General features: G+C 56.0%; 32 protein-coding genes. All 32 read left to right on the top strand.

The window, feature by feature from the left end:
• Positions 1-2: 2 nt before the first annotated feature.
• The 32 genes from rpsJ to F4Y00_05175 all read left to right on the top strand — a co-directional run bounded on the left by rpsJ (position 3) and on the right by F4Y00_05175 (position 18,099).
• Positions 3-314 carry a 30S ribosomal protein S10 gene (gene rpsJ, locus F4Y00_05330; protein ID MYE04378.1) on the top strand — a complete coding sequence of 104 codons (312 nt, stop codon included), beginning with the start codon at positions 3-5 and terminating at the stop codon, positions 312-314.
• Positions 315-343: 29 nt separating this feature from the next.
• Positions 344-808, top strand: coding sequence for a hypothetical protein (locus tag F4Y00_05325; protein ID MYE04377.1), 465 nt, complete (start codon positions 344-346; stop codon positions 806-808).
• Between the two features lie 5 nt (positions 809-813).
• Positions 814-1,449: a 50S ribosomal protein L3 gene (locus F4Y00_05320; GenBank protein MYE04376.1), complete on the top strand. Its 636-nt coding sequence runs from the start codon at positions 814-816 to the stop codon at positions 1,447-1,449.
• A gap of 69 nt (positions 1,450-1,518) precedes the next feature.
• On the top strand, positions 1,519-2,166 hold the full coding sequence (gene rplD, locus F4Y00_05315; GenBank protein ID MYE04375.1) for a 50S ribosomal protein L4: 648 nt from the start codon (positions 1,519-1,521) through the stop codon (positions 2,164-2,166).
• A gap of 38 nt (positions 2,167-2,204) precedes the next feature.
• A complete protein-coding gene (locus F4Y00_05310) occupies positions 2,205-2,504 on the top strand; it encodes a 50S ribosomal protein L23 (protein MYE04374.1) in 300 nt (99 codons plus the stop codon).
• A 49-nt stretch (positions 2,505-2,553) separates the two neighbouring features.
• Entirely contained in the window at positions 2,554-3,378 is an 825-nt protein-coding gene (gene rplB / locus F4Y00_05305) for a 50S ribosomal protein L2 (protein MYE04373.1), read from the top strand.
• A gap of 47 nt (positions 3,379-3,425) precedes the next feature.
• Positions 3,426-3,710 carry a 30S ribosomal protein S19 gene (rpsS, locus tag F4Y00_05300; GenBank protein ID MYE04372.1) on the top strand — a complete coding sequence of 95 codons (285 nt, stop codon included), beginning with the start codon at positions 3,426-3,428 and terminating at the stop codon, positions 3,708-3,710.
• Positions 3,711-3,785: 75 nt separating this feature from the next.
• Positions 3,786-4,163, top strand: a complete 378-nt coding sequence (locus tag F4Y00_05295) for a 50S ribosomal protein L22 (protein MYE04371.1) — start codon at positions 3,786-3,788, stop codon at positions 4,161-4,163.
• Between the two features lie 49 nt (positions 4,164-4,212).
• Complete coding sequence (rpsC, locus tag F4Y00_05290; GenBank protein ID MYE04370.1) at positions 4,213-4,956, top strand: 30S ribosomal protein S3; 744 nt, start codon at positions 4,213-4,215, stop codon at positions 4,954-4,956.
• A 43-nt stretch (positions 4,957-4,999) separates the two neighbouring features.
• Positions 5,000-5,440 carry a 50S ribosomal protein L16 gene (rplP, locus tag F4Y00_05285; protein MYE04369.1) on the top strand — a complete coding sequence of 147 codons (441 nt, stop codon included), beginning with the start codon at positions 5,000-5,002 and terminating at the stop codon, positions 5,438-5,440.
• 24 nt (positions 5,441-5,464) lie between these two features.
• The gene (locus F4Y00_05280; GenBank protein ID MYE04368.1) at positions 5,465-5,659 is read left to right on the top strand and encodes a 50S ribosomal protein L29; all 195 of its coding nucleotides are present in this window, start codon (positions 5,465-5,467) and stop codon (positions 5,657-5,659) included.
• A 13-nt stretch (positions 5,660-5,672) separates the two neighbouring features.
• Positions 5,673-5,963 (top strand): 30S ribosomal protein S17, encoded by a 291-nt coding sequence (gene rpsQ, locus F4Y00_05275; protein ID MYE04367.1) that lies wholly within the window; start codon positions 5,673-5,675, stop codon positions 5,961-5,963.
• Positions 5,964-5,986: 23 nt separating this feature from the next.
• On the top strand, positions 5,987-6,355 hold the full coding sequence (gene rplN, locus F4Y00_05270; GenBank protein ID MYE04366.1) for a 50S ribosomal protein L14: 369 nt from the start codon (positions 5,987-5,989) through the stop codon (positions 6,353-6,355).
• 5 nt (positions 6,356-6,360) lie between these two features.
• Entirely contained in the window at positions 6,361-6,714 is a 354-nt protein-coding gene (locus F4Y00_05265) for a 50S ribosomal protein L24 (GenBank protein MYE04365.1), read from the top strand.
• A 72-nt stretch (positions 6,715-6,786) separates the two neighbouring features.
• The gene (gene rplE, locus F4Y00_05260; protein ID MYE04364.1) at positions 6,787-7,359 is read left to right on the top strand and encodes a 50S ribosomal protein L5; all 573 of its coding nucleotides are present in this window, start codon (positions 6,787-6,789) and stop codon (positions 7,357-7,359) included.
• A gap of 64 nt (positions 7,360-7,423) precedes the next feature.
• A complete protein-coding gene (gene rpsN, locus F4Y00_05255) occupies positions 7,424-7,693 on the top strand; it encodes a 30S ribosomal protein S14 (protein MYE04363.1) in 270 nt (89 codons plus the stop codon).
• A 21-nt stretch (positions 7,694-7,714) separates the two neighbouring features.
• On the top strand, positions 7,715-8,116 hold the full coding sequence (gene rpsH / locus F4Y00_05250) for a 30S ribosomal protein S8 (protein MYE04362.1): 402 nt from the start codon (positions 7,715-7,717) through the stop codon (positions 8,114-8,116).
• Positions 8,117-8,185: 69 nt separating this feature from the next.
• Complete coding sequence (locus tag F4Y00_05245; GenBank protein MYE04361.1) at positions 8,186-8,740, top strand: 50S ribosomal protein L6; 555 nt, start codon at positions 8,186-8,188, stop codon at positions 8,738-8,740.
• A gap of 54 nt (positions 8,741-8,794) precedes the next feature.
• Positions 8,795-9,148 carry a 50S ribosomal protein L18 gene (locus F4Y00_05240; protein ID MYE04360.1) on the top strand — a complete coding sequence of 118 codons (354 nt, stop codon included), beginning with the start codon at positions 8,795-8,797 and terminating at the stop codon, positions 9,146-9,148.
• A 39-nt stretch (positions 9,149-9,187) separates the two neighbouring features.
• A complete protein-coding gene (locus tag F4Y00_05235; GenBank protein MYE04359.1) occupies positions 9,188-9,712 on the top strand; it encodes a 30S ribosomal protein S5 in 525 nt (174 codons plus the stop codon).
• Between the two features lie 52 nt (positions 9,713-9,764).
• Positions 9,765-9,947 carry a 50S ribosomal protein L30 gene (rpmD, locus tag F4Y00_05230; GenBank protein MYE04358.1) on the top strand — a complete coding sequence of 61 codons (183 nt, stop codon included), beginning with the start codon at positions 9,765-9,767 and terminating at the stop codon, positions 9,945-9,947.
• A gap of 72 nt (positions 9,948-10,019) precedes the next feature.
• Positions 10,020-10,481, top strand: coding sequence for a 50S ribosomal protein L15 (locus tag F4Y00_05225; GenBank protein MYE04357.1), 462 nt, complete (start codon positions 10,020-10,022; stop codon positions 10,479-10,481).
• Positions 10,482-10,520: 39 nt separating this feature from the next.
• Positions 10,521-11,837, top strand: coding sequence for a preprotein translocase subunit SecY (gene secY, locus F4Y00_05220; GenBank protein MYE04356.1), 1,317 nt, complete (start codon positions 10,521-10,523; stop codon positions 11,835-11,837).
• A gap of 47 nt (positions 11,838-11,884) precedes the next feature.
• On the top strand, positions 11,885-12,712 hold the full coding sequence (gene map, locus F4Y00_05215) for a type I methionyl aminopeptidase (GenBank protein ID MYE04355.1): 828 nt from the start codon (positions 11,885-11,887) through the stop codon (positions 12,710-12,712).
• A 60-nt stretch (positions 12,713-12,772) separates the two neighbouring features.
• Positions 12,773-12,889, top strand: a complete 117-nt coding sequence (locus tag F4Y00_05210) for a 50S ribosomal protein L36 (GenBank protein MYE04354.1) — start codon at positions 12,773-12,775, stop codon at positions 12,887-12,889.
• A gap of 60 nt (positions 12,890-12,949) precedes the next feature.
• Entirely contained in the window at positions 12,950-13,330 is a 381-nt protein-coding gene (gene rpsM / locus F4Y00_05205) for a 30S ribosomal protein S13 (GenBank protein MYE04353.1), read from the top strand.
• A 36-nt stretch (positions 13,331-13,366) separates the two neighbouring features.
• On the top strand, positions 13,367-13,777 hold the full coding sequence (rpsK, locus tag F4Y00_05200) for a 30S ribosomal protein S11 (protein ID MYE04352.1): 411 nt from the start codon (positions 13,367-13,369) through the stop codon (positions 13,775-13,777).
• Positions 13,778-13,840: 63 nt separating this feature from the next.
• Positions 13,841-14,443, top strand: a complete 603-nt coding sequence (gene rpsD, locus F4Y00_05195) for a 30S ribosomal protein S4 (protein ID MYE04351.1) — start codon at positions 13,841-13,843, stop codon at positions 14,441-14,443.
• Positions 14,444-14,524: 81 nt separating this feature from the next.
• Complete coding sequence (locus tag F4Y00_05190) at positions 14,525-15,505, top strand: DNA-directed RNA polymerase subunit alpha (protein ID MYE04350.1); 981 nt, start codon at positions 14,525-14,527, stop codon at positions 15,503-15,505.
• Positions 15,506-15,514: 9 nt separating this feature from the next.
• The gene (locus F4Y00_05185) at positions 15,515-16,273 is read left to right on the top strand and encodes a 50S ribosomal protein L17 (GenBank protein MYE04349.1); all 759 of its coding nucleotides are present in this window, start codon (positions 15,515-15,517) and stop codon (positions 16,271-16,273) included.
• Positions 16,274-16,344: 71 nt separating this feature from the next.
• Positions 16,345-16,578 carry a hypothetical protein gene (locus F4Y00_05180; GenBank protein MYE04348.1) on the top strand — a complete coding sequence of 78 codons (234 nt, stop codon included), beginning with the start codon at positions 16,345-16,347 and terminating at the stop codon, positions 16,576-16,578.
• A gap of 36 nt (positions 16,579-16,614) precedes the next feature.
• Positions 16,615-18,099 (top strand): sodium:solute symporter family protein, encoded by a 1,485-nt coding sequence (locus F4Y00_05175; GenBank protein ID MYE04347.1) that lies wholly within the window; start codon positions 16,615-16,617, stop codon positions 18,097-18,099.
• Positions 18,100-18,249 lie beyond the last annotated feature (150 nt).

Below are 18,249 nucleotides of genomic sequence, written 5' to 3'. Positions count from 1 at the left end.
TCATGGCGGTAAATCAGAAAATTCGAATCAAGCTCAGGTCGTACGATCATCGACTGATCGACAAGAGTGCGGGTAAAATACTCCGTACGGTGAAGTCAACCGGTGCTGTCGTGAGTGGACCGATCCCCCTTCCTACGAAGCGGTCGGTCTATACCGTGCTGCGCAGCCCGCATGTGGACAAGAAAAGTCGGGAGCAGTTCGAGACGCGAAGCCACGAGCGCCTGATCGATATTCTGTCCACCAGTAGCAAGACCGTGGATGCGCTCATGAAGCTGGAGCTTCCGAGTGGCGTCGATGTGGAGATCAAAGTGTAAACCCTGAGTTGAATCCGGGCAAAAGAACGATGACACGTAGGGTACTGTCCATATTGGCCTTGCTGGTTTTCCTGGTCGTGGGGTGCGATTCGAACGACGACGATCCTTCCGATGCGGAAAGGTTTGTCGGAACCTGGCTGGCTACGGGCATCAGGGATAGCAATGGAGATCAATCGGCGGAATTGGTGGCGCTTGTGAACAGTCTGACTGCCGTATTTGAGGCGGGCGACGAAAATCCTGCTTTCCTGATTACGGTGGATTACAAGGATGATTCGGGACGCGAGGACTTGACGCTTCCCGGAACCTATGCGGTGGATGACGGCGCACGGACACTCACGTTGACGACACTCATAGGCGCGAGTCTCCCGTTCATGTATGCTTTTCAAAGCGACACGCAGGTGAGTCTTTCGGCCTCTTCGGCATTCATTAACCCCATTTTCAACCCGAGTACGCCGTACGAGGGGACGGTCACAATCACTGTTCAGAAGCAGTAATAACCATGGGCGGGCTGATTGGCAGAAAAGTTGGCATGACCAGTGTATTCGACGAGGTCGGGAATAATATTCCCTGTACGCTTGTCGAAGTAACGCCGAATGTGGTCACCCAGGTCAAGTCCGCCGATGGGGCGGATGGCTACGACGCGGTGCAACTCGCGGCGGTCGAACGCAAGGCCGGGCGGGTAACGCGCGCCCGGCGCGGTCATTTTGAACGGGCGGGTACCTCACCCAGGCAGAAGCTGGTCGAATTTCGCCGTGATTTTGCCGGACAAGAGGTGTCTCTTGGGGACGAAATCACCGTGGATGATGTGTTCGAGGAAGGGGACATCGTGGATGTCGTCGGTATTTCGAAGGGGAAAGGTTTCCAGGGCGTGGTGCGCAGGCACGGTTTCAAGGGGGTCGGCTCGCGCACGCACGGGCAGCATAATCGGGAGCGTGCTCCAGGATCTATTGGCGCATCCTCCGATCCTTCCCGCGTGTTTCCCGGCATGAAAATGGCCGGGCGCCAGGGTAACGCTCGTACGACCGTGCAGAATCTTGAAGTGGTGCAGGTGCTGGGTGAACAGCATGTGCTTTTACTGAAGGGCGCTGTACCGGGTCCCAGAGGAGGCTTTGTCACTATCCATAAAAAGAAATGATCGCCTTGTTTCGGGCCGGAGGATACTCCGCCGCTCGCCCCTGCAGGGATGCACATGTCCGGATGCATTATGAATGCCAAAGTTTTCGGTTCTGACGGGAGTAAGACAAGGCGTAAGGCGGCACTGGACCCTTCCGTGTTCGCCATCGAACCAAATGACCATGTCATTTGGCTGGATGTGCGGAGAATACAGGCAAATGCCCGGCAGGGAACGCATAAAACGAAGGAACGCAGCGAAGTGCGGGGGAGCACCAGAAAGATGTATCGCCAGAAAGGTACAGGGTATGCGCGTGCAGGCTCCAGAAAATCGCCGATTCGCCGGAGTGGCGGCACGTTTTTTGGCCCGCGTCCGCGGCAGTACGATTTCAAAATGAATACGAAGGCGAGCCGTCTTGCCCGCCGTTCCGCGCTCAGTTACAAGGCGCAGGGCGATGCGTTGTGTGTGGTGGGAGATCTGCAGTATGACAAGCCCAATTCCCGGAAGCTTTCCGAACTCATGACGACGATGGGATTTTCCGGAAATAAGGTGCTTGTGCTTACGGAAGCGCATAGTCCGGAGGTATATCGTTCGAGCAGCAACCTTTCACGCGTTCGGGTTAAGGAGGCACGGCATGTTTCGACCCTCGATATTCTCCAGGCAGATGTAGTGGTGCTTGAGGAAGGAGCCCTGGCGCTCCTCACTCAGTTGCTGGGATCAGATGAAAAAGCTGCGGCATGAGCCGCGATATTGCGAACGGATCGACGAAAAAAATCGCCATGCCTAACGACGTACTCATCCAGCCCCTGGTTACCGAAAAGCTGACAAGGCTCATGGAAGAGAATCATTATACATTCCATGTTCGGCTGGACGCCAATAAGGTGGAGATCAAAAAGGCGGTACAGGAGCGTTATCCGTCTGTCTCGATCAAAAAGGTTCGCACTTATATCGTCCGGGGCAAGCAGCGCAGTCAGCGTACCCGGCGCGGGATTGTGCACGGACGCACTGCACGACACAAGCGGGCTATCATAACGCTTCACCCGGATTCGGAACCGATCGACTTTTTCGAACAGGTTTAATACGCATTGCGAAGCAGGGGCTTGCCCCTTATACAATCGCTTATAACCCATGGCCATCAGGAAAGTAAAGCCGACGTCCAACGCCAGACGGCAATATACGCTCGATGCTTTCGACGACATTACCTCGTCGAAGCCCGAGAAAAGTTTGCTGGCTCCGTTGAAGCACAAGGCCGGTCGTAACAACACGGGTCGGATTACGACTCGTCACCAGGGCGGGGGGCATAAGCGGCGGTATCGCATCATTGATTTCAAGCGCGACAAAACGGGGATCCCGGCACGGGTTGCTACCATCGAGTATGATCCGAATCGTTCGGCCCGCATCGCGCTTCTGGCGTACGCTGACGGGGAAAAGCGCTATATCATTGCTCCGGATGGGGTGGAAGTGGGTATGACCCTTCAGAATGGTCCGGATGCGCCGCCCGAACCGGGCAACTGTCTTCCGCTGTCCAACATTCCTCTCGGCACGCAGGTGCATGCTATTGAAATGCGCCCCGGAAAAGGAGCGCAACTGGCTCGCTCAGCCGGCGCCGGCGCACAGCTCACAGCGCGCGAAGGAAAGTACGCCACGCTCAAACTTCCCTCCGGAGAGACCCGCCTTGTTCCCGTGCAGTGCATGGCGACCATCGGTACCGCGAGCAATCCGGATCATATGAACATAGATATCGGAAAGGCCGGACGCAGCCGGTGGCTCGGCATACGTCCGAAGACGCGCGGCGTGGCGATGAACCCGGTGGACCACCCGATGGGCGGCGGGGAAGGAAAGGCATCCGGAGGGCTTCCGCGTTCTCCGCATGGCGTGCCGGCCAAGGGGTACAAGACACGCAAGAAAAACAAGCAATCCGACAAATACATTATCCGGCGTCGAAACCGATAGGTGCATTTCGCGCCTGATCGCTTCCGGAGAGATCAGATTACAGCAAGATGGCACGTTCCCTGCGCAAAGGACCTTACGTTCACTTCAAGTTGCAACGCAAGGTGGATGCCTTGAACAAGAGTAACTCAAAAAAGGTGATCAAAACCTGGAGTCGGGATTCCATGATCACGCCGGAATTCGTAGGGCATACGTTCGCCGTACACAATGGAAAACAGTTTATCCCCGTGTATGTGACGGAGAACATGGTCGGACACAAATTGGGCGAGTTTTCGCCTACACGTTCTTTCCGGGGACACGCCGGGAAGAGCGCGGACAAGCGTATGAAACGATAACAGCAAAAATCGCGCTCCGCATTGCTGCGCAGGCCCTGCCGGCCTTCGCATAGTGTACCAGGACGCACGATGAATATGGAAGCACGCGCCATAAGGAAACATATTCGGAGTTCGCCTCGCAAGATGCGTACGGTGATCAATCTCGTTCGCGGGAAAACGGTTGCCGATGCACTCAGCATTCTGCACTACCAGCCGCACAGGATAACACGCCCGGTCGAATTGACGATTCAATCGGCGGTCTACAACCTGATGGACAGGAATCCGGATGACCGGTTCGAAGAAGGTGATCTGGTAGTAAAGGAGATACGAGCGGACGAAGGGGTACGCATGAAACGATTTCGTCCGGTATCCCGTGGTCGTGCGCACCCTATACTCAAACGTTCGTGCCACCTGACTGTGGTAGTGGCTACGACGGGCGAGACCGAAGAGGAACAGCCGGAAGAGGACGTGTGAGGCGCCATTACGTAACCGCAGGACATGACACGCTAAAAAGAGAAAGACATTGGGTCAGAAAACACATCCGGTCGGGTTTCGATTGGGCATCATTCGGGGTTGGGATTCCAACTGGTATGCAGCCCGGGATCTCCCGGTAAAACTTGTTGAGGACGAAGAAATTCGCCGGTATCTGGCGACGCGCCTGCGTCGTGCAGGATTAAGCCGTTGCGTTATCGAACGCACGTTGAAGAGCGTGGTCCTGACGTTACATACGAGCCGTCCCGGCGTGGTCATTGGCCGCAGCGGGAGCGAGGTGGAGAAGCTCCGGGAGGAAATCAAGAAACTGACGAACAAAGAGGACATTCGGATAAACATCAACGAGATCAAGCGCCCTGAACTGGATGCTGAACTGGTTGCTCAGAACGTGGCTCAGCAGTTGGAAGGCCGCGTTTCGTTCCGACGGGCCATGAAGCAAGCGGTTACGGCAGCTATGCGCATGGGTGCGGAAGGCATTCGCATTCGTGTTGCAGGACGTCTTGGCGGAGCGGAAATGGGCCGTACGGAGCAGTATCTTGAAGGCCGCGTTCCTCTGCACACGATCCGGGCGGACATTGATTTCGCGCAGGCGACATCCCACACCATTTATGGTTCTATCGGCGTGAAAGTATGGATATACCGGGGCGAAATTCTCGGTCAGCCTGATCTGAGTCCGAATATCCAGGCGCAGCGGCAGCAAATGCAGCAGCAGTTCCAGCCGCCGGCTCGCAAACGCCGGGGCCGTCGGTCACGTGATGGCGACCAAGCGTCCTGACCATTGCTTTCTGTCACTCAGGGATTTGAGATAGAGGATAGCCATGTTAATGCCGAAGCGTACAAAGTACCGAAAGTACCAGAAGGGACGCATCAGAGGGAATGCGCACCGGGGGGCAAATATCAATTTTGGAGATTTTGGTATCAAGGCTCTGGAGCCGGGGCGCATCACCAGCCGGCAGATTGAAGCTGCACGTATTGCCATGACGCGTCGCATGAAGCGTGTCGGCAAAGTGTGGATCCGCATTTATCCGGACAAGCCGATTACGAAAAAGCCGGCGGAAACCCGTATGGGGAAGGGGAAAGGCTCTCCGGAGTACTGGGCTGCTAATGTGAAGCCCGGACGCATCCTGTTCGAGATCGGCGGCGGTATTTCGGAAGAATTGGCTCGAGAGGCGCTTCGGCTTGCCCGGCACAAGTTGCCGATCAAGACAAAGTTTGTAATGCGCCCGGATTATCAGCCCCAGGAATCTGTCGGACGATAGCGATTATCATTGGAGCGCGCCATGTTGAAGGCAAAAGAAATTCGTGAACTCGGTCTGGAAGAGGTCCGAAAACGCATTGACGAGGAGGAAGATCAATTGCGTCGGCTGCATTTTCAGCATGCCATCGCGCAGATTGAGAATCCGACGTTGCTGCGCCGTAAGCGGCGACTGGTTGCGCGGCTGAAGACCATCCTTCGCGAGCAGGAAAACGAGGCCTGAACCGGAAAAAATTATGAGTACAGACACCACAGAGGCTATAGCGCAGCAGGTAAGCCGGTCGGCGCGTAAGGAGCGTATCGGCGTTGTCATCAGTGATCGTATGGACAAGACGATCCTGGTGGCGGTGCAGCGCCAGATCAAGCATCCGATATACGGTAAGTTCATCAAGAAGACGACGAAGTTGATGGCGCATGATGAAAGCAACGATGCGAAGCGGGGAGATTCCGTTCGCATCATGGAAACGCGCCCGCTTAGCAAGCGCAAGCGCTGGCGTCTTGCCGAAGTCCTCGAACGGGCCAGATAGCCCCCAACACTCTCAGGGAAGCCATGATTCAGCAGGAGTCGAGACTTACCGTTGCGGATAACAGCGGCGCCAAAGAGGTGCTGTGTATCCGTGTGCTTGGTGGAAGCGGTCGGCGTTATGCGCGCATCGGTGATCGGATTATTGTGACGGTCAAGTCCGCTATGCCGGGAGGCGCTGTCAAGAAAGGAGACGTTACCCCAGCTGTGGTGGTGCGTACGAAGAAAGAGCTTCGCCGCAAGGATGGCTCGTATATCCGCTTCGACGAAAACGCTGCCGTGCTTTTGAATCCTCAGGACGAGCCGCGCGGCACACGTATTTTTGGGCCTGTGGCCCGCGAATTGCGCGAAAAACGGTTTATGCGCATTGTTTCCCTTGCCCCGGAGGTGCTTTAGCAGTCATGCCGAGAAAACACAACGCACAAAAGAAGGTGCACGTCAAGAAGGGGGATCGCGTACGCGTGATTGCGGGCAACTATCGTGGGTACGAAGGGAAAATCCTGGTGATTTTTCCGGAGAAGCAGCGTGTGATTGTCGAGGGGGTGAACCTTCGCTTCCATCACGAAAAACCGAATGCCGCCAATCCCCAGGGGGGACGCATAGAGAAAGAAGTGCCTATCCATGTGTCCAATGTACAACCCATCGCTTCGGACGGAAATCCGACACGGGTGGGGCGCAAGCGTATTACGGATCCGGAAACAGGGCGCGGACAATGGGTCCGATATGCAAAAACCACGGGGGAAGAGCTTGCATGAGGCATACGCCCGCACGAAACGCGCGATTGCGGGGCGTTATTTCTCCACACCTTGCCCATTGAGATTGGAAAGATGGCCTACACACCAAGATTGAAGGACCGGTATCGAAAGCAGATCGTTCCTGCGCTGATGAAGCAGTTGGAATATGGGAATGTTATGCAAGTCCCTCGCCTGGAGAAAGTCGTTGTCAACAAAGGGGTGGGCGATGCTTCTGCGGACAAGAAAGCGCTGGACAACGCCATGGACGAATTGCGGCGCATCACGGGCCGGCAGCCCAAGGTGGCGAGAGCGCGGAAGAGTGTTTCGAATTTCAAACTGCGGCAGGGTATGCCTATCGGCTGTTTCGTGACATTGCGCGGAGATTACATGTACGAGTTTGTGGACCGCCTCATTACGCTGGCATTGCCGCGTGTGCGCGACTTTCGCGGCGTATCGGACCGCAGTTTCGATGGCCGGGGTAATTTCACACTGGGCATCCGGGAACAGATCATCTTTCCCGAAATCGATGTGGACAAGATTGACCGGATCAGTGGACTGGACATTACTTTTGTAACGACGGCGGCGACAGACAATGCGGCGCACGCGCTCCTGAGGGAATTCGGGATTCCTTTTGTGCGGCGGGAAGAACGATCCGTAGCTGCCTGACCCTGTATACAGTCACTTTGTCCCTCCTGCATTAGACACCTGCAATTAATAACATCTTACACGTATGGCGAAAACCAGTTGGATGGCTCGCGAAAGGAAGCGGCGGCGTACTGTCGAGAAGTATGCCGAAAAACGCCGCTTGCTCAAGGAACAGGGGGATTGGGTCGGTCTGCAACGACTTCCACGCGACGCAAGCCCCGTCCGGTTGCACAACCGGTGCCCCCTTACGGGCCGTGCCCGGGGCTATATGCGGGATTTCGGCATTTCCCGTATCGCTTTTCGCGAGATGGCGCTTGAAGGTAAGATACCCGGTGTGCGCAAGGCATCCTGGTAACGTTTTTCGACCCAAGACGATATGAGTGGCATTACAGATCCGGTTTCAGATTATCTGACGCGCATTCGGAACGGCCAGCAGGCCGGCCGAAAGTATGTCGATATACCCGCCTCGAAGCAAAAACGCGCAATCACGCAGATTTTGCTGGATAAAGGCTACATCCGCAGTTACCTGAATGTGGATGATGGAAAGCAGGGACTCATTCGAATCCGTCTGAAGTACGATGCGCAGGGTGAGCCGGTCATTCGCATGATGAAACGTGTCTCCACACCGGGCTTGCGCCGGTATACGAGGGCGAATGAATTGCCCCGTGTGATGAACGGATTGGGGATAGCTATTTTGTCCACATCCCGTGGCATGATGACCGACAAGGAGGCACGCAAGGCGCACATTGGCGGCGAGGTGCTTGCGTATCTTTATTGATTTTTGAAACGATTCCCTGCTCGTTGCAGGGACGCCCACACTATCCGTGAACCCTTAGAGAGAAGAAACATGTCTCGCGTAGGCAACCAACCCATTGAGACGGGCGACGGCGTATCCGTGGATATCTCGGAGGATAATCTTGTGACCGTCAAGGGGCCCAGGGGAGAACTGTCCATTCAGGTCGCTCCTGAAATTACGGTGGTGCAAGAGAACGGAAGTATCGTAGTCCGGCGCCCCGACGAGCAGAAGCGTCATAAGGCGATGCACGGGTTGTATCGTTCGCTGATCGACAATGCGGTCGAGGGGGTCACGAAAGGGTATCGGAAGCAACTGGAAGTGATCGGAGTCGGTTACCGTGCTTCGGTGAACAATGGGGTTCTCGAACTGGCTCTTGGCTTTTCGCATCCGATTTATTTTGTGCCGCCGGAGACGGTTTCTGTTACGGTAGAAGCCCAGCGGGGCAAGAACACGGTGGTTACAATCGAAGGAACCGACAAACAAATCGTCGGGCAGGTGGCTGCAAAGATCCGGGCGCTGCGCCCCCCCGAGCCGTACAAGGGCAAAGGGATTCGTTACGTGGGCGAATATGTTCGTCGCAAGGCCGGGAAGACGGCGGCTCGATAAATGGCTCTCCCGACGCAACCCTCAGCATCTTGATTTGAGTATCCGACAGGAATCATGGCGGCGCATAAAAAGCAGGAACGGAAACGACGCGTAAAGCGCGGCATGCGGGATAAGGTCGCAGGGACCTCTTTGCGTCCCCGTCTTTCCGTCTTTCGTTCGAACAGGTACATATATGCACAACTGATCGATGATCGGGCGGGTGTTACCCTAACTGCGGCTTCGAGCACGGAGTCTGACATCGTCGGCGATACGCCCATGGAAGTCAGCAAAGCCGTTGGAGCGCATCTTGCCCGCCGCGCCCTCGAGAAGGGTATTGAACGGGTTGTGTTCGACAGGAATGGCTACCGGTACCACGGGCGTGTGCGAGCCCTGGCGGACGGCGCCCGCGAAGGGGGATTACAACTGTAGTTTCTTACGAGACATTAGATACACTCATTCAGGTTTTGTATGGCAGCACGAAAGGAGCAACGACGGCGTGAAGCGGCGGAAGGCCAGGATTGGCAGGAGCGGCTTGTATCCGTTTCCCGTGTGGCGAAGGTCGTCAAGGGTGGTCGCCGTTTTTCATTCAATGCCGTCGTGGTAGTAGGCGACGGGCAGGGAACGGTCGGAGCCGGTCTCGGCAAGGCGAACGAGGTGGCCGATGCCATTTCAAAAGGGACGGAAGATGCGAAGAAGAACCTGATTCGCGTTCGGCTCAAGGACAACACGATTCCACATCCCATCGTGGGGCGACAGGATGCCGGGAAGGTGTTGTTGAAGCCCGCAGCCCCCGGAACCGGCGTGATTGCCGGAGGAGGAGTACGAGCTGTACTGGAATGTGCCGGCATCCGGGACATCCTTTCAAAATCTCTTGGATCCAGCAATCCGCACAATCAGGTCTCTGCAACGATGCAGGCCCTGGAACGGATCGAAGATCCTATGGAGGTGGCCCAACGCCGCGGTGTTTCACTCAAGAGGGTGTTCGAGGGATAAACGCTCATCGGGTTTTCGCGTGCGATGGCTCGCGGTCAGATGGTACAAGGATATGGCGAACAAGATTATCATAACCCAGACCAAATCCGCAATCGGTTCATCGAAGCGTCTGGTTCGTACCCTGAAGGCGCTCGGTATCCGGCGGATGCATCAGCGTGTCGAACATACGGACTCTCCGCAACTGCGAGGGATGGTCGACAAGGTTCGACATCTCGTTACCGTTACCGAAGCCTGATCCGCTTTAGAAACCGGGCGTTTTTCATTCCCTGGCTTCCGTCCGAGGACGGGCGCCCATTCAAAATACATTATGGATCTCAGCAATCTGAAGCCTGTTAAGGGCGCTACTCGGAAAAGGAAGCGCATTGCCCGCGGCGTGGGTTCGGGCAAGGGCGGTCACAGTTCCACGAAGGGGACGAAGGGTCAGAAGAGCCGTGCGGGAGCACGTATTCCCGCGTGGTTCGAGGGAGGTCAAATGCCTCTTCAGCGCCGTGTTCCAAAATTCGGATTTCACAACCGGTTCCGCGTCGAATACCGTGCCGTAAACCTTTCCTGGATCACACGCCTTGTAGACGAGGGGAGAATTGATGCTGCCGCGGAGGTGACGCCCGAGGTGCTTGTGGGCGCCGGGGTTGCGCGCAAGGCTGATCGGATTAAAATTCTCGGGGGCGGTGATTCCCCGCAGGGGCTTTCGGTTACTGCGCACGCTTTCAGCGCCTCCGCGAGAAAAAAGATTGAAGCGGCCGGAGGCAAGGCAACCGTCCTCGACTAATGTACGGACCGGCAACGGTCCTCTATCCAACACTCCATTATGGCGAGTATCGGCGAGAACGTACGCAACATCTGGAAGATAGATGAGCTCCGCCGCCGGATCCTGTACACGGTCGGGTTACTCCTCGTGTATCGGCTGGGGGCGTACGTAACGCTTCCCGGCGTGGATGCCGGTATTCTGGCGGATGTCAATGCACAGGGAAATCCGAACGACATTTTCGGTTTTCTGGACATGTTTGTGGGGGGGGCCTTCAGTCAGGCCGGTATTTTCGCACTCGGCATCATGCCGTATATCACCGCTTCCATTATCATCCAGTTGCTGGGCGCGGTCGTTCCCTATTTCCAGAAGCTTCAGCGCGAGGGCGAGGAAGGCCGCCGGAAAATTACCCAGCTCACACGGTATGGGACAGTAGGCATTACCGCTTTTCAGTCCATCGGATATGCGATCAACCTGCAGTATGGAGCGACCGGTCAGGCGATCGTTATCGATTCCACGTTTTTTATGGTTTCGACGGTAATTGTGCTGACCGCCGGTACCGTCTTCGTTATGTGGCTTGGGGAGCGCATTACGGAAAACGGGATCGGGAATGGTATATCCATCGTCATTATGGTGAGCATTATCGCCTTTTTGCCCAATGCCCTTTTCAACGAGTTTACGCTCAAGGATAATCTCTTCATCTTCCTGATGGAGATTGGTATATGGGCACTCGTGACGCTTGGGGTCGTGCTGGTTTCTCAGGGTACGCGCCGCATTCCTGTGCAGTATGCGAAGCGCGTGGTGGGGCGCAAAGTCTACGGCGGCACGACCCAGTATCTTCCGCTTCGCGTCAATGCGGCGGGGGTCATGCCTATTATCTTTGCGCAGTCGATCATGTTCGTTCCGGCGACGGTCGCATCGTTTTTTCCCGACAGTGCCTTCATGGTCGAATTTGGACGCTGGTTCTCGGACATTTCCGGCTGGGGATATTCGACCGTGTTCTTCGTGATCTGTGTATTCTTTACCTATTTCTATACGGCTATTGCAGTCAACCCAAGGGAAATGGCGGATACCATGAAGCGGCAGGGTGGATTTATTCCCGGGATCAGGCCGGGCAAGCAGACCAGTGAGTTCATCGACAACATCCTGACGAAAATCACCTTGCCCGGATCGATTTTCCTCGGACTTGTTGCGATTCTTCCTGCATTCGCTATGCAGGCGGGCGTCTCGCCAGGTTTTGCCACCTTCTTCGGAGGGACGAGTCTGCTTATTCTCGTGCAAGTGACGCTGGATACGCTCCAGCAGATCGAAAGCCATTTGCTCATGCGCCATTACGATGGCTTCATGAAAAGCGGGCGTGTTCGAGGACGATATATGTAATAGTGGCGGTAGTCCGGTCGCAAGACCGTCTCCGTTTTCTCGAGCCCATGGCCTTGACGAAAAGCGCATATAAAATCGAGCGTCTCAGGGAAAGCGCGGAGCTTGTCGGGCGGACGCTCGGCCAGATCGCACGGTACATTGAGCCGGGTGTCACTACGCGCGAGCTTGATCGGATAGCGGAAGCATTCATCCGCGACCATGGCGCCGAACCGGCGTTCAAGGGGTATCGTGTGGGTAACCTGGTGTTTCCCAGCACGCTCTGTACGTCCGTGAACGATACGATAGTACATGGCATTCCGGATGACAGCCCCCTTCAACAGGGGGACTTGCTGTCAGTGGATTGCGGTGTGCGGCTGAATGGCTATTACGGCGATAGCGCCTATACCTTTGCCGTCGGCGGGATTTCTGACGAAAAGCGTGCTTTGTGCGAAACGACGTACGCAGCCTTGTACAAGGGTATTGAGCATGCGACGACGGGAAGGCGCGTCGGGGATATATCCTTTGCTATACAAGAGTATTGTGAAAGCAGAGGATACGGCGTAGTGCGGGAACTCGTAGGCCATGGCATCGGCAAAAAACTTCACGAGAAGCCCAATGTCCCGAATGTCGGCGAACCGGCGACCGGATCCCGACTGGTGCGCGGTATGACGCTATGCATTGAACCCATGATCAACCTCGGGACCGCCAGAATCGTAACGGACCCGAACGGCTGGGCTATTCGTGCAGCGGATGGGAAAGCCGCCGCGCATTATGAGCACATGGTGGTTGTGTGTGCCGGCCAGGCTGAAGTGCTAAGCACCTTCGAGTATATCGAAGAAGTGTCCGGCGTTGCGTTTGGTTCGCCGACTACATACAAAATTTATGAACCTGCGTAGCCGATGCGCGTTACGTAACGGCTATACCTTTGTTTTTCAAGAACGAGACCGAGCGAACCCATGAAAGTTCGTGCCAGTGTCAAAAAGCGCAGTTCCGACGACAAAATCGTTCGTCGCAAGGGGCGCATCTACGTCATCAACAAGAAAAATCCGAAGCACAAGCAGCGACAGGGTTGAAACCCTTCGGTGTATGGTGCGGCGTTTCCGAACGGACGCTGCCGGGAAACCTGAAACTATATGCCTCGAATAGCCGGAGTAGACGTACCTCCAGATAAACGCGGAGAAATTGCCTTATCCTCGATTTTCGGGATTGGGCGTTCTCGCGCTAAAGAAATCCTTGATCGTGTCGGTATCAAGCACGATGTGCATCCGAGCGACTGGACGGAGGAGCAGACCCGGAGTGTGCGACGCCTCATTGAGGACGAGTACCTTGTCGAGGGGCAGTTGCGTTCGGAAGTGCAGATGAACATCAAGCGATTGATGGACATCGGCTGTTACCGGGGGCTCCGGCATCGCCGGGGACTTCCCGTACGTGGACAGCGCACGCGTACGAATGCACGTACACGCAAGGGACGCCGGAAGACCGTGGCCGGAAAGAAGAAGGCGCCGCGGAAATAATCGTACTGTCTCGACCTCTCGTAAATTCAGGGTTATATGGCGAAAAAGCAGCAAAAATCGGGGCGTTCCGGTCGATCGGCACGGAAACGAAACGTTATCGTCGAGTCGAATGGACAGGCGCACATCAAGGCCACGTTCAATAACGTGATCGTAACCTTGACGGACCAGTACGGAAATGTTATTTCGTGGTCCAGTTCCGGCAAGATGGGTTTCAAAGGCAGCCGCAAAAATACGCCGTATGCGGCGCAGGTAGCGGCTACGACCGCCGCCGAAGAGGCGCATGGCCTGGGTCTGCGGCGTGTAGATGTGTATGTGAAGGGTCCTGGTTCGGGGCGGGAGTCGGCCATTCGGGCGCTTGCCAGCGCGGGGCTCGATATTGCATCCATCCGGGATGTAACGCCCATTCCTCATAATGGCTGTCGTTCCCCGAAACGCCGCCGCGTGTGATCGTAGCAGCGCTACTTGTCGATCAGGCAGATAGAAGAAAGTTAAGCACAGAAAACAGCGATAATGGCTCGATATAGAGGCCCCAAACAGAAAGTTGCCCGGCGTTTCAAGGAACCGATTTTCGGTCCGAGCAAGGCGCTTGAGCGCAAGTTGTACCCGCCGGGCCAGCACGGACAGGGACGCCGTTCCAGAGAGAGCGAATACGCCGTGCAGCTCAAGGAAAAACAAAAGGCCCGGTATACGTATGGCCTCCAGGAACGGCAGTTTCGCAACCTGTTCGAAAAGGCATCCCGAAAGAGAGGCGTCACCGGGGAAAACCTGCTGAAATTTTTAGAAGCCAGACTGGACAATACAGTGTTCCGTCTTGGTTTTGCGCGTACGAGGCGCCAGGCGAGGCAATTGGTAAACCATGGACACATCATGGTGAATGACCGGATCGTAAATATCCCTTCGGCGCAACTTCGTCCGGGCGATACGATTGCGGTTCGACCGAGAAGCCGCACCATGCGCCCGATCGTCGAGTCGGTTGCACAGAACCGCCGGGCTTTCGCCTGGCTCGAGGTTGATCGCGGCGATCTCCGAGGCAAAATGCTGGATATGCCGGCCCGGGAAGACATTCCGGAAAATATCCGCGAGCAGTTGATCGTCGAGTTGTATTCGAAGTAGTTGCCTGACGATTCTTGCCGAACCGATGTGTTACGGCATCCGCTATTTCACCCCTGCAATACTTTGACCGATTGAGAAGCCATGAGCAATCATGTAATCCATATGCCGGACGGCATTCAGATTGACGATGCATCGGAGTTTTCCGGGCAGTTTTCGTTACAACCCCTCGAACGCGGATACGGCGTAACGATCGGGAACGCGATGCGGCGTGTTCTTTTGTCCTCGCTCGAAGGCGTTGCCATCACAGGGGTGCGGATCGACGGCGTACAGCATGAGTTTTCGACGATCGACGGCGTAACCGAAGATGTGGCCGATATCATTCTGAATCTCAAGGAAGTGCGCTTTCGTGCGACCGAAGAGGCGGAAGATGGCACCATTCATCTTGTGATCCGGGGCGCCGGTTCCTTCACGGCCAGAGATATCGGGGACGCAACGAATGATTTCGAGGTGCTCAATCCGGATCATCACATTGCTACACTGGATGAGAATGCGGCGCTGAGCATTGAGTTGCGCATTGAGCGGGGGAGAGGGTACATCCCTGCCGATGAAAACAAGCGCGCCGACGATCCGATAGGTGTGATCGCCATTGATGCGATCTTTACCCCCATCCGAAATGTCAAGTATTCGGTCAAGCCGACGCGTGTCGGGCAAAAGATAGACTACGAGTACCTGACGATGGAGATCGATACGGACGGTTCTCTTTCGGCAGAGGACGCGCTGATGCAGGCCGCGACCATTCTGCGGAATCATGTGGACCTGTTTATTTCGATGGATAGCATACCTGATCCTGCCGAGAAGGCAGAGGTCGTCGATACGGAAACGCAGCGTATTCGCGAATTGCTTGTACAACCCGTGGACGAACTGGACCTGTCCGTACGTGCACAGAATTGTCTGAAAGCCGCCAATATCACGAATATCGGTGATCTGGTCAGCCGGGAGGAATCGGAAATGCTGAAATTCCGGAATTTCGGGCGCAAATCGTTGCAGGAACTGATTCACGTGCTTAATGACCGCGGCCTGCATTTTGGCATGACCGAGGAAAAGTACGAGGAAAAGGCGTAGCCGGATATTATGAGACACCAGAAAAAACGGCACAAACTGGGACGTACTGCATCCCATCGCAAGGCCACGCTTGCAGCGCTGGGCAATGCGTTGATCACGCACAAGCGCGTGACGACGACGGTGCCGCGGGCCAAGGCCCTGCGCACCTTCATCGAGCCCATTATTACCCGGGCCAAAGACGATTCGCAGCATAACCGGCGGCAGGTATTTCGGCATTTGCGGGACAAGCAGGCCGTCACCACCCTGTTCACCGAAGTGGCCGAAAAGATTGGAGAGCGCCCGGGCGGGTATACGCGTGTGGTCAGGATTGGCCGCCGCACAGGGGATGCTGCCCCCATGGCTATTATCGAACTTGTTGATTACAACGAGACGGACGGAGCGAGCGGAGCCGGCTCACAGAAAAGCGGTAAACGGACACGGCGCGGCCGTCGTCGCAGCACCAGGCAGGTAACGCCTGCGACCCCACCAGAGACGGACGAGACCTCTGTGGTGGAAGCGCACGAGGATTCCGACGACCAGGAAGCCATGCCCGAGGATGCTAACGAGCAGGAGGAAGCTCCCGAGGAACCGGCTGAAGAGGTGAAAGAGGCAGAGGCGCCTGTTCCGGAAGCATCCGAGGATACAAAGACGGAAGCGCCCAAGGCTGCGAAAGCGAAGACATCCAAGCCCGCGAAGGCGAAAGCATCCGAGGACACAAAGGCGGAGGCATCCGAAGCCGCGGATACAAAGAAGAAGCCGACCGGTAAGGCTTCGGAAACATCCTCGTAGATAGCTGGCGACCCGATCGGGAGTGTGATGGGGCCTGATGCATCGCTGTAGCGCCCTTCGTATTTTCCCCTATGCCTTCCTCATCTCCTCTCCGCCGGCGATTTCTTCCCCGCACCCGTGACGGGCGCATCGTAACCTTTATCTTCGCGGCGCTGTTTATGCTTGCGATGCCGCCGGTTACCCATGCTTTTCTGAATCGGATAGAGCCGTCTTTCTTTGGAGTGCCTTTTTTGTATGCGGCGCTGTTCGTTGTCTATGCGGCCCTCATCGCCGTGCTGATTCTGGCGTATCGTCGGGGCCTGTAGTCATCGGAGAAATTCCCTTTACCTTATCAGGGCCGCATGATGGAAACCTGGGTTGTCGCTACCGGCCTGATTGGTATTTATCTGCTGGTCACGCTCGGGTTAGCCGTCGTGGCAGGCCGTCGTTTGACGGTCGATATGGAGGATTTCTTTCTCTATGGACGCCGGGCCGGCTTTGTAGTTCTCTATCTTACGGTCGTTGCCACCTTCCATTCGGCGTTTGCTTTTCTTGGCTCGGGAGGCTTTTTCTTTACGCACGGGATCGGGTTCTGGGCTGCAGGAGCGTGGACTGTGCTTGTGGGCGCCATCACGTACGTACTCGGTTCCCGTATCTGGGCGCTCGGCAAAGCGTTCGGGTACGTTACACCGGCGGACATGCTCGCCGACTTTTACGAGTCGGAGGCAGTGCGTATAGCGGTCGCTATTGTCTCCGTGGTGTTCACCATTCTCTACATTCAGGTGCAAGCCATTGCGCTCGGCTACATCATGGATGTGGCCTCCGGTGGCCGCATTTCTTTCGAGATCGGCGTTATTGTCATGCTTGTCGTGGCCGTAGTGCACCTTATGATCGGGGGATTGCGTGCGGTCTACTGGACCGATGTGCTGCAAGGCGTCTGGATGTATATCGCTATCTGGGCGGGGGCTCTTTTGCTTTCCTTCGAACTTTTCGGCGGACCGTTCGAATTATGGCGCCGTGTTGCCGTGGAGCGGCCCGATTTGCTCACGCTTCCGGGCCCTTCGGGCTTTTTCACGCCCGGCATGTGGATCGGGATGGTGATCACGCTTTCCTTCGGGATTGTTTTTCAGCCGCACATGATGATTCGCTATTACACGGCGGTAGACGGCAAGACCCTCAAACTGCTCGGCGCAACCACGCCCATCTACTTGATGACGCTTTATATTCCTGCAGCACTCGTAGGACTGGGTGGAGCGCTGGTCATGCCGGAACTGGAAGCGGCTGACCGCATTTTCCCCGAATTGCTTTTCGCACATGCCCCGGCGTGGCTTACCGGCGTCATTCTTGCCGGGGCCGCGGCTGCTGCCATGTCCACGCTGGATTCCATCCTGCACGCGAACATGACAGTGCTCACGCGCGATGTATACCAGCGCTATGTGGCACGGGGGAAAAGTCAGGCGCATTACGTTTTCGTTGGGCGCATCATTGTGCTTGCGCTTCTTGTGGTGGCCTGCATCCTTTCGCTGACGAAGAGCGATTTACTCGTGCACATCATTACGCTGTCCGGCGCAGGCGCCCTCCAGCTCATGCCTGCCATTATTGGTATATGCTTTCCCGGCGGCCGCTCGCTCAGCCGGGCGGGTGTGCTGGCCGGATTGGTCGTCGGAATGATTATTCTCTGGCTTACGCTGGTCGCATTTCCTCATCCGTTAGGCATACACGGCGGGCTGTGGGCCCTTCTCGTGAACGCAGCGGTTGCTGTGGGGGTCTCCTGTATGACGCCGCCGCCCTCCGGCGAAACCGTTGCGCGTGTTCACGGCGAGGTGGAGCGCTTTATAGCGCAATGAAAGGATCAGGGGATGACGGGCGGTTTACACATCGCCGCAACCTGATCGTTTCATAACATCTTTCCGTTTCCTGCACGGGGTATTATTCGCGCAGAAGCAGGTACGTCCCGAGTAACGGTCTTTGTCTCGAAAGCGCTGTGGGGAAACCGC

Source organism: Bacteroidetes bacterium SB0662_bin_6 (genome assembly GCA_009839485.1).
Classification (GTDB): Bacteria; Bacteroidota; Rhodothermia; order Rhodothermales; family VXPQ01; genus VXPQ01.
The sequence above is the reverse complement of the archived record's forward strand: the minus strand, read 5'-3'. Positions and strand labels throughout refer to the sequence as shown.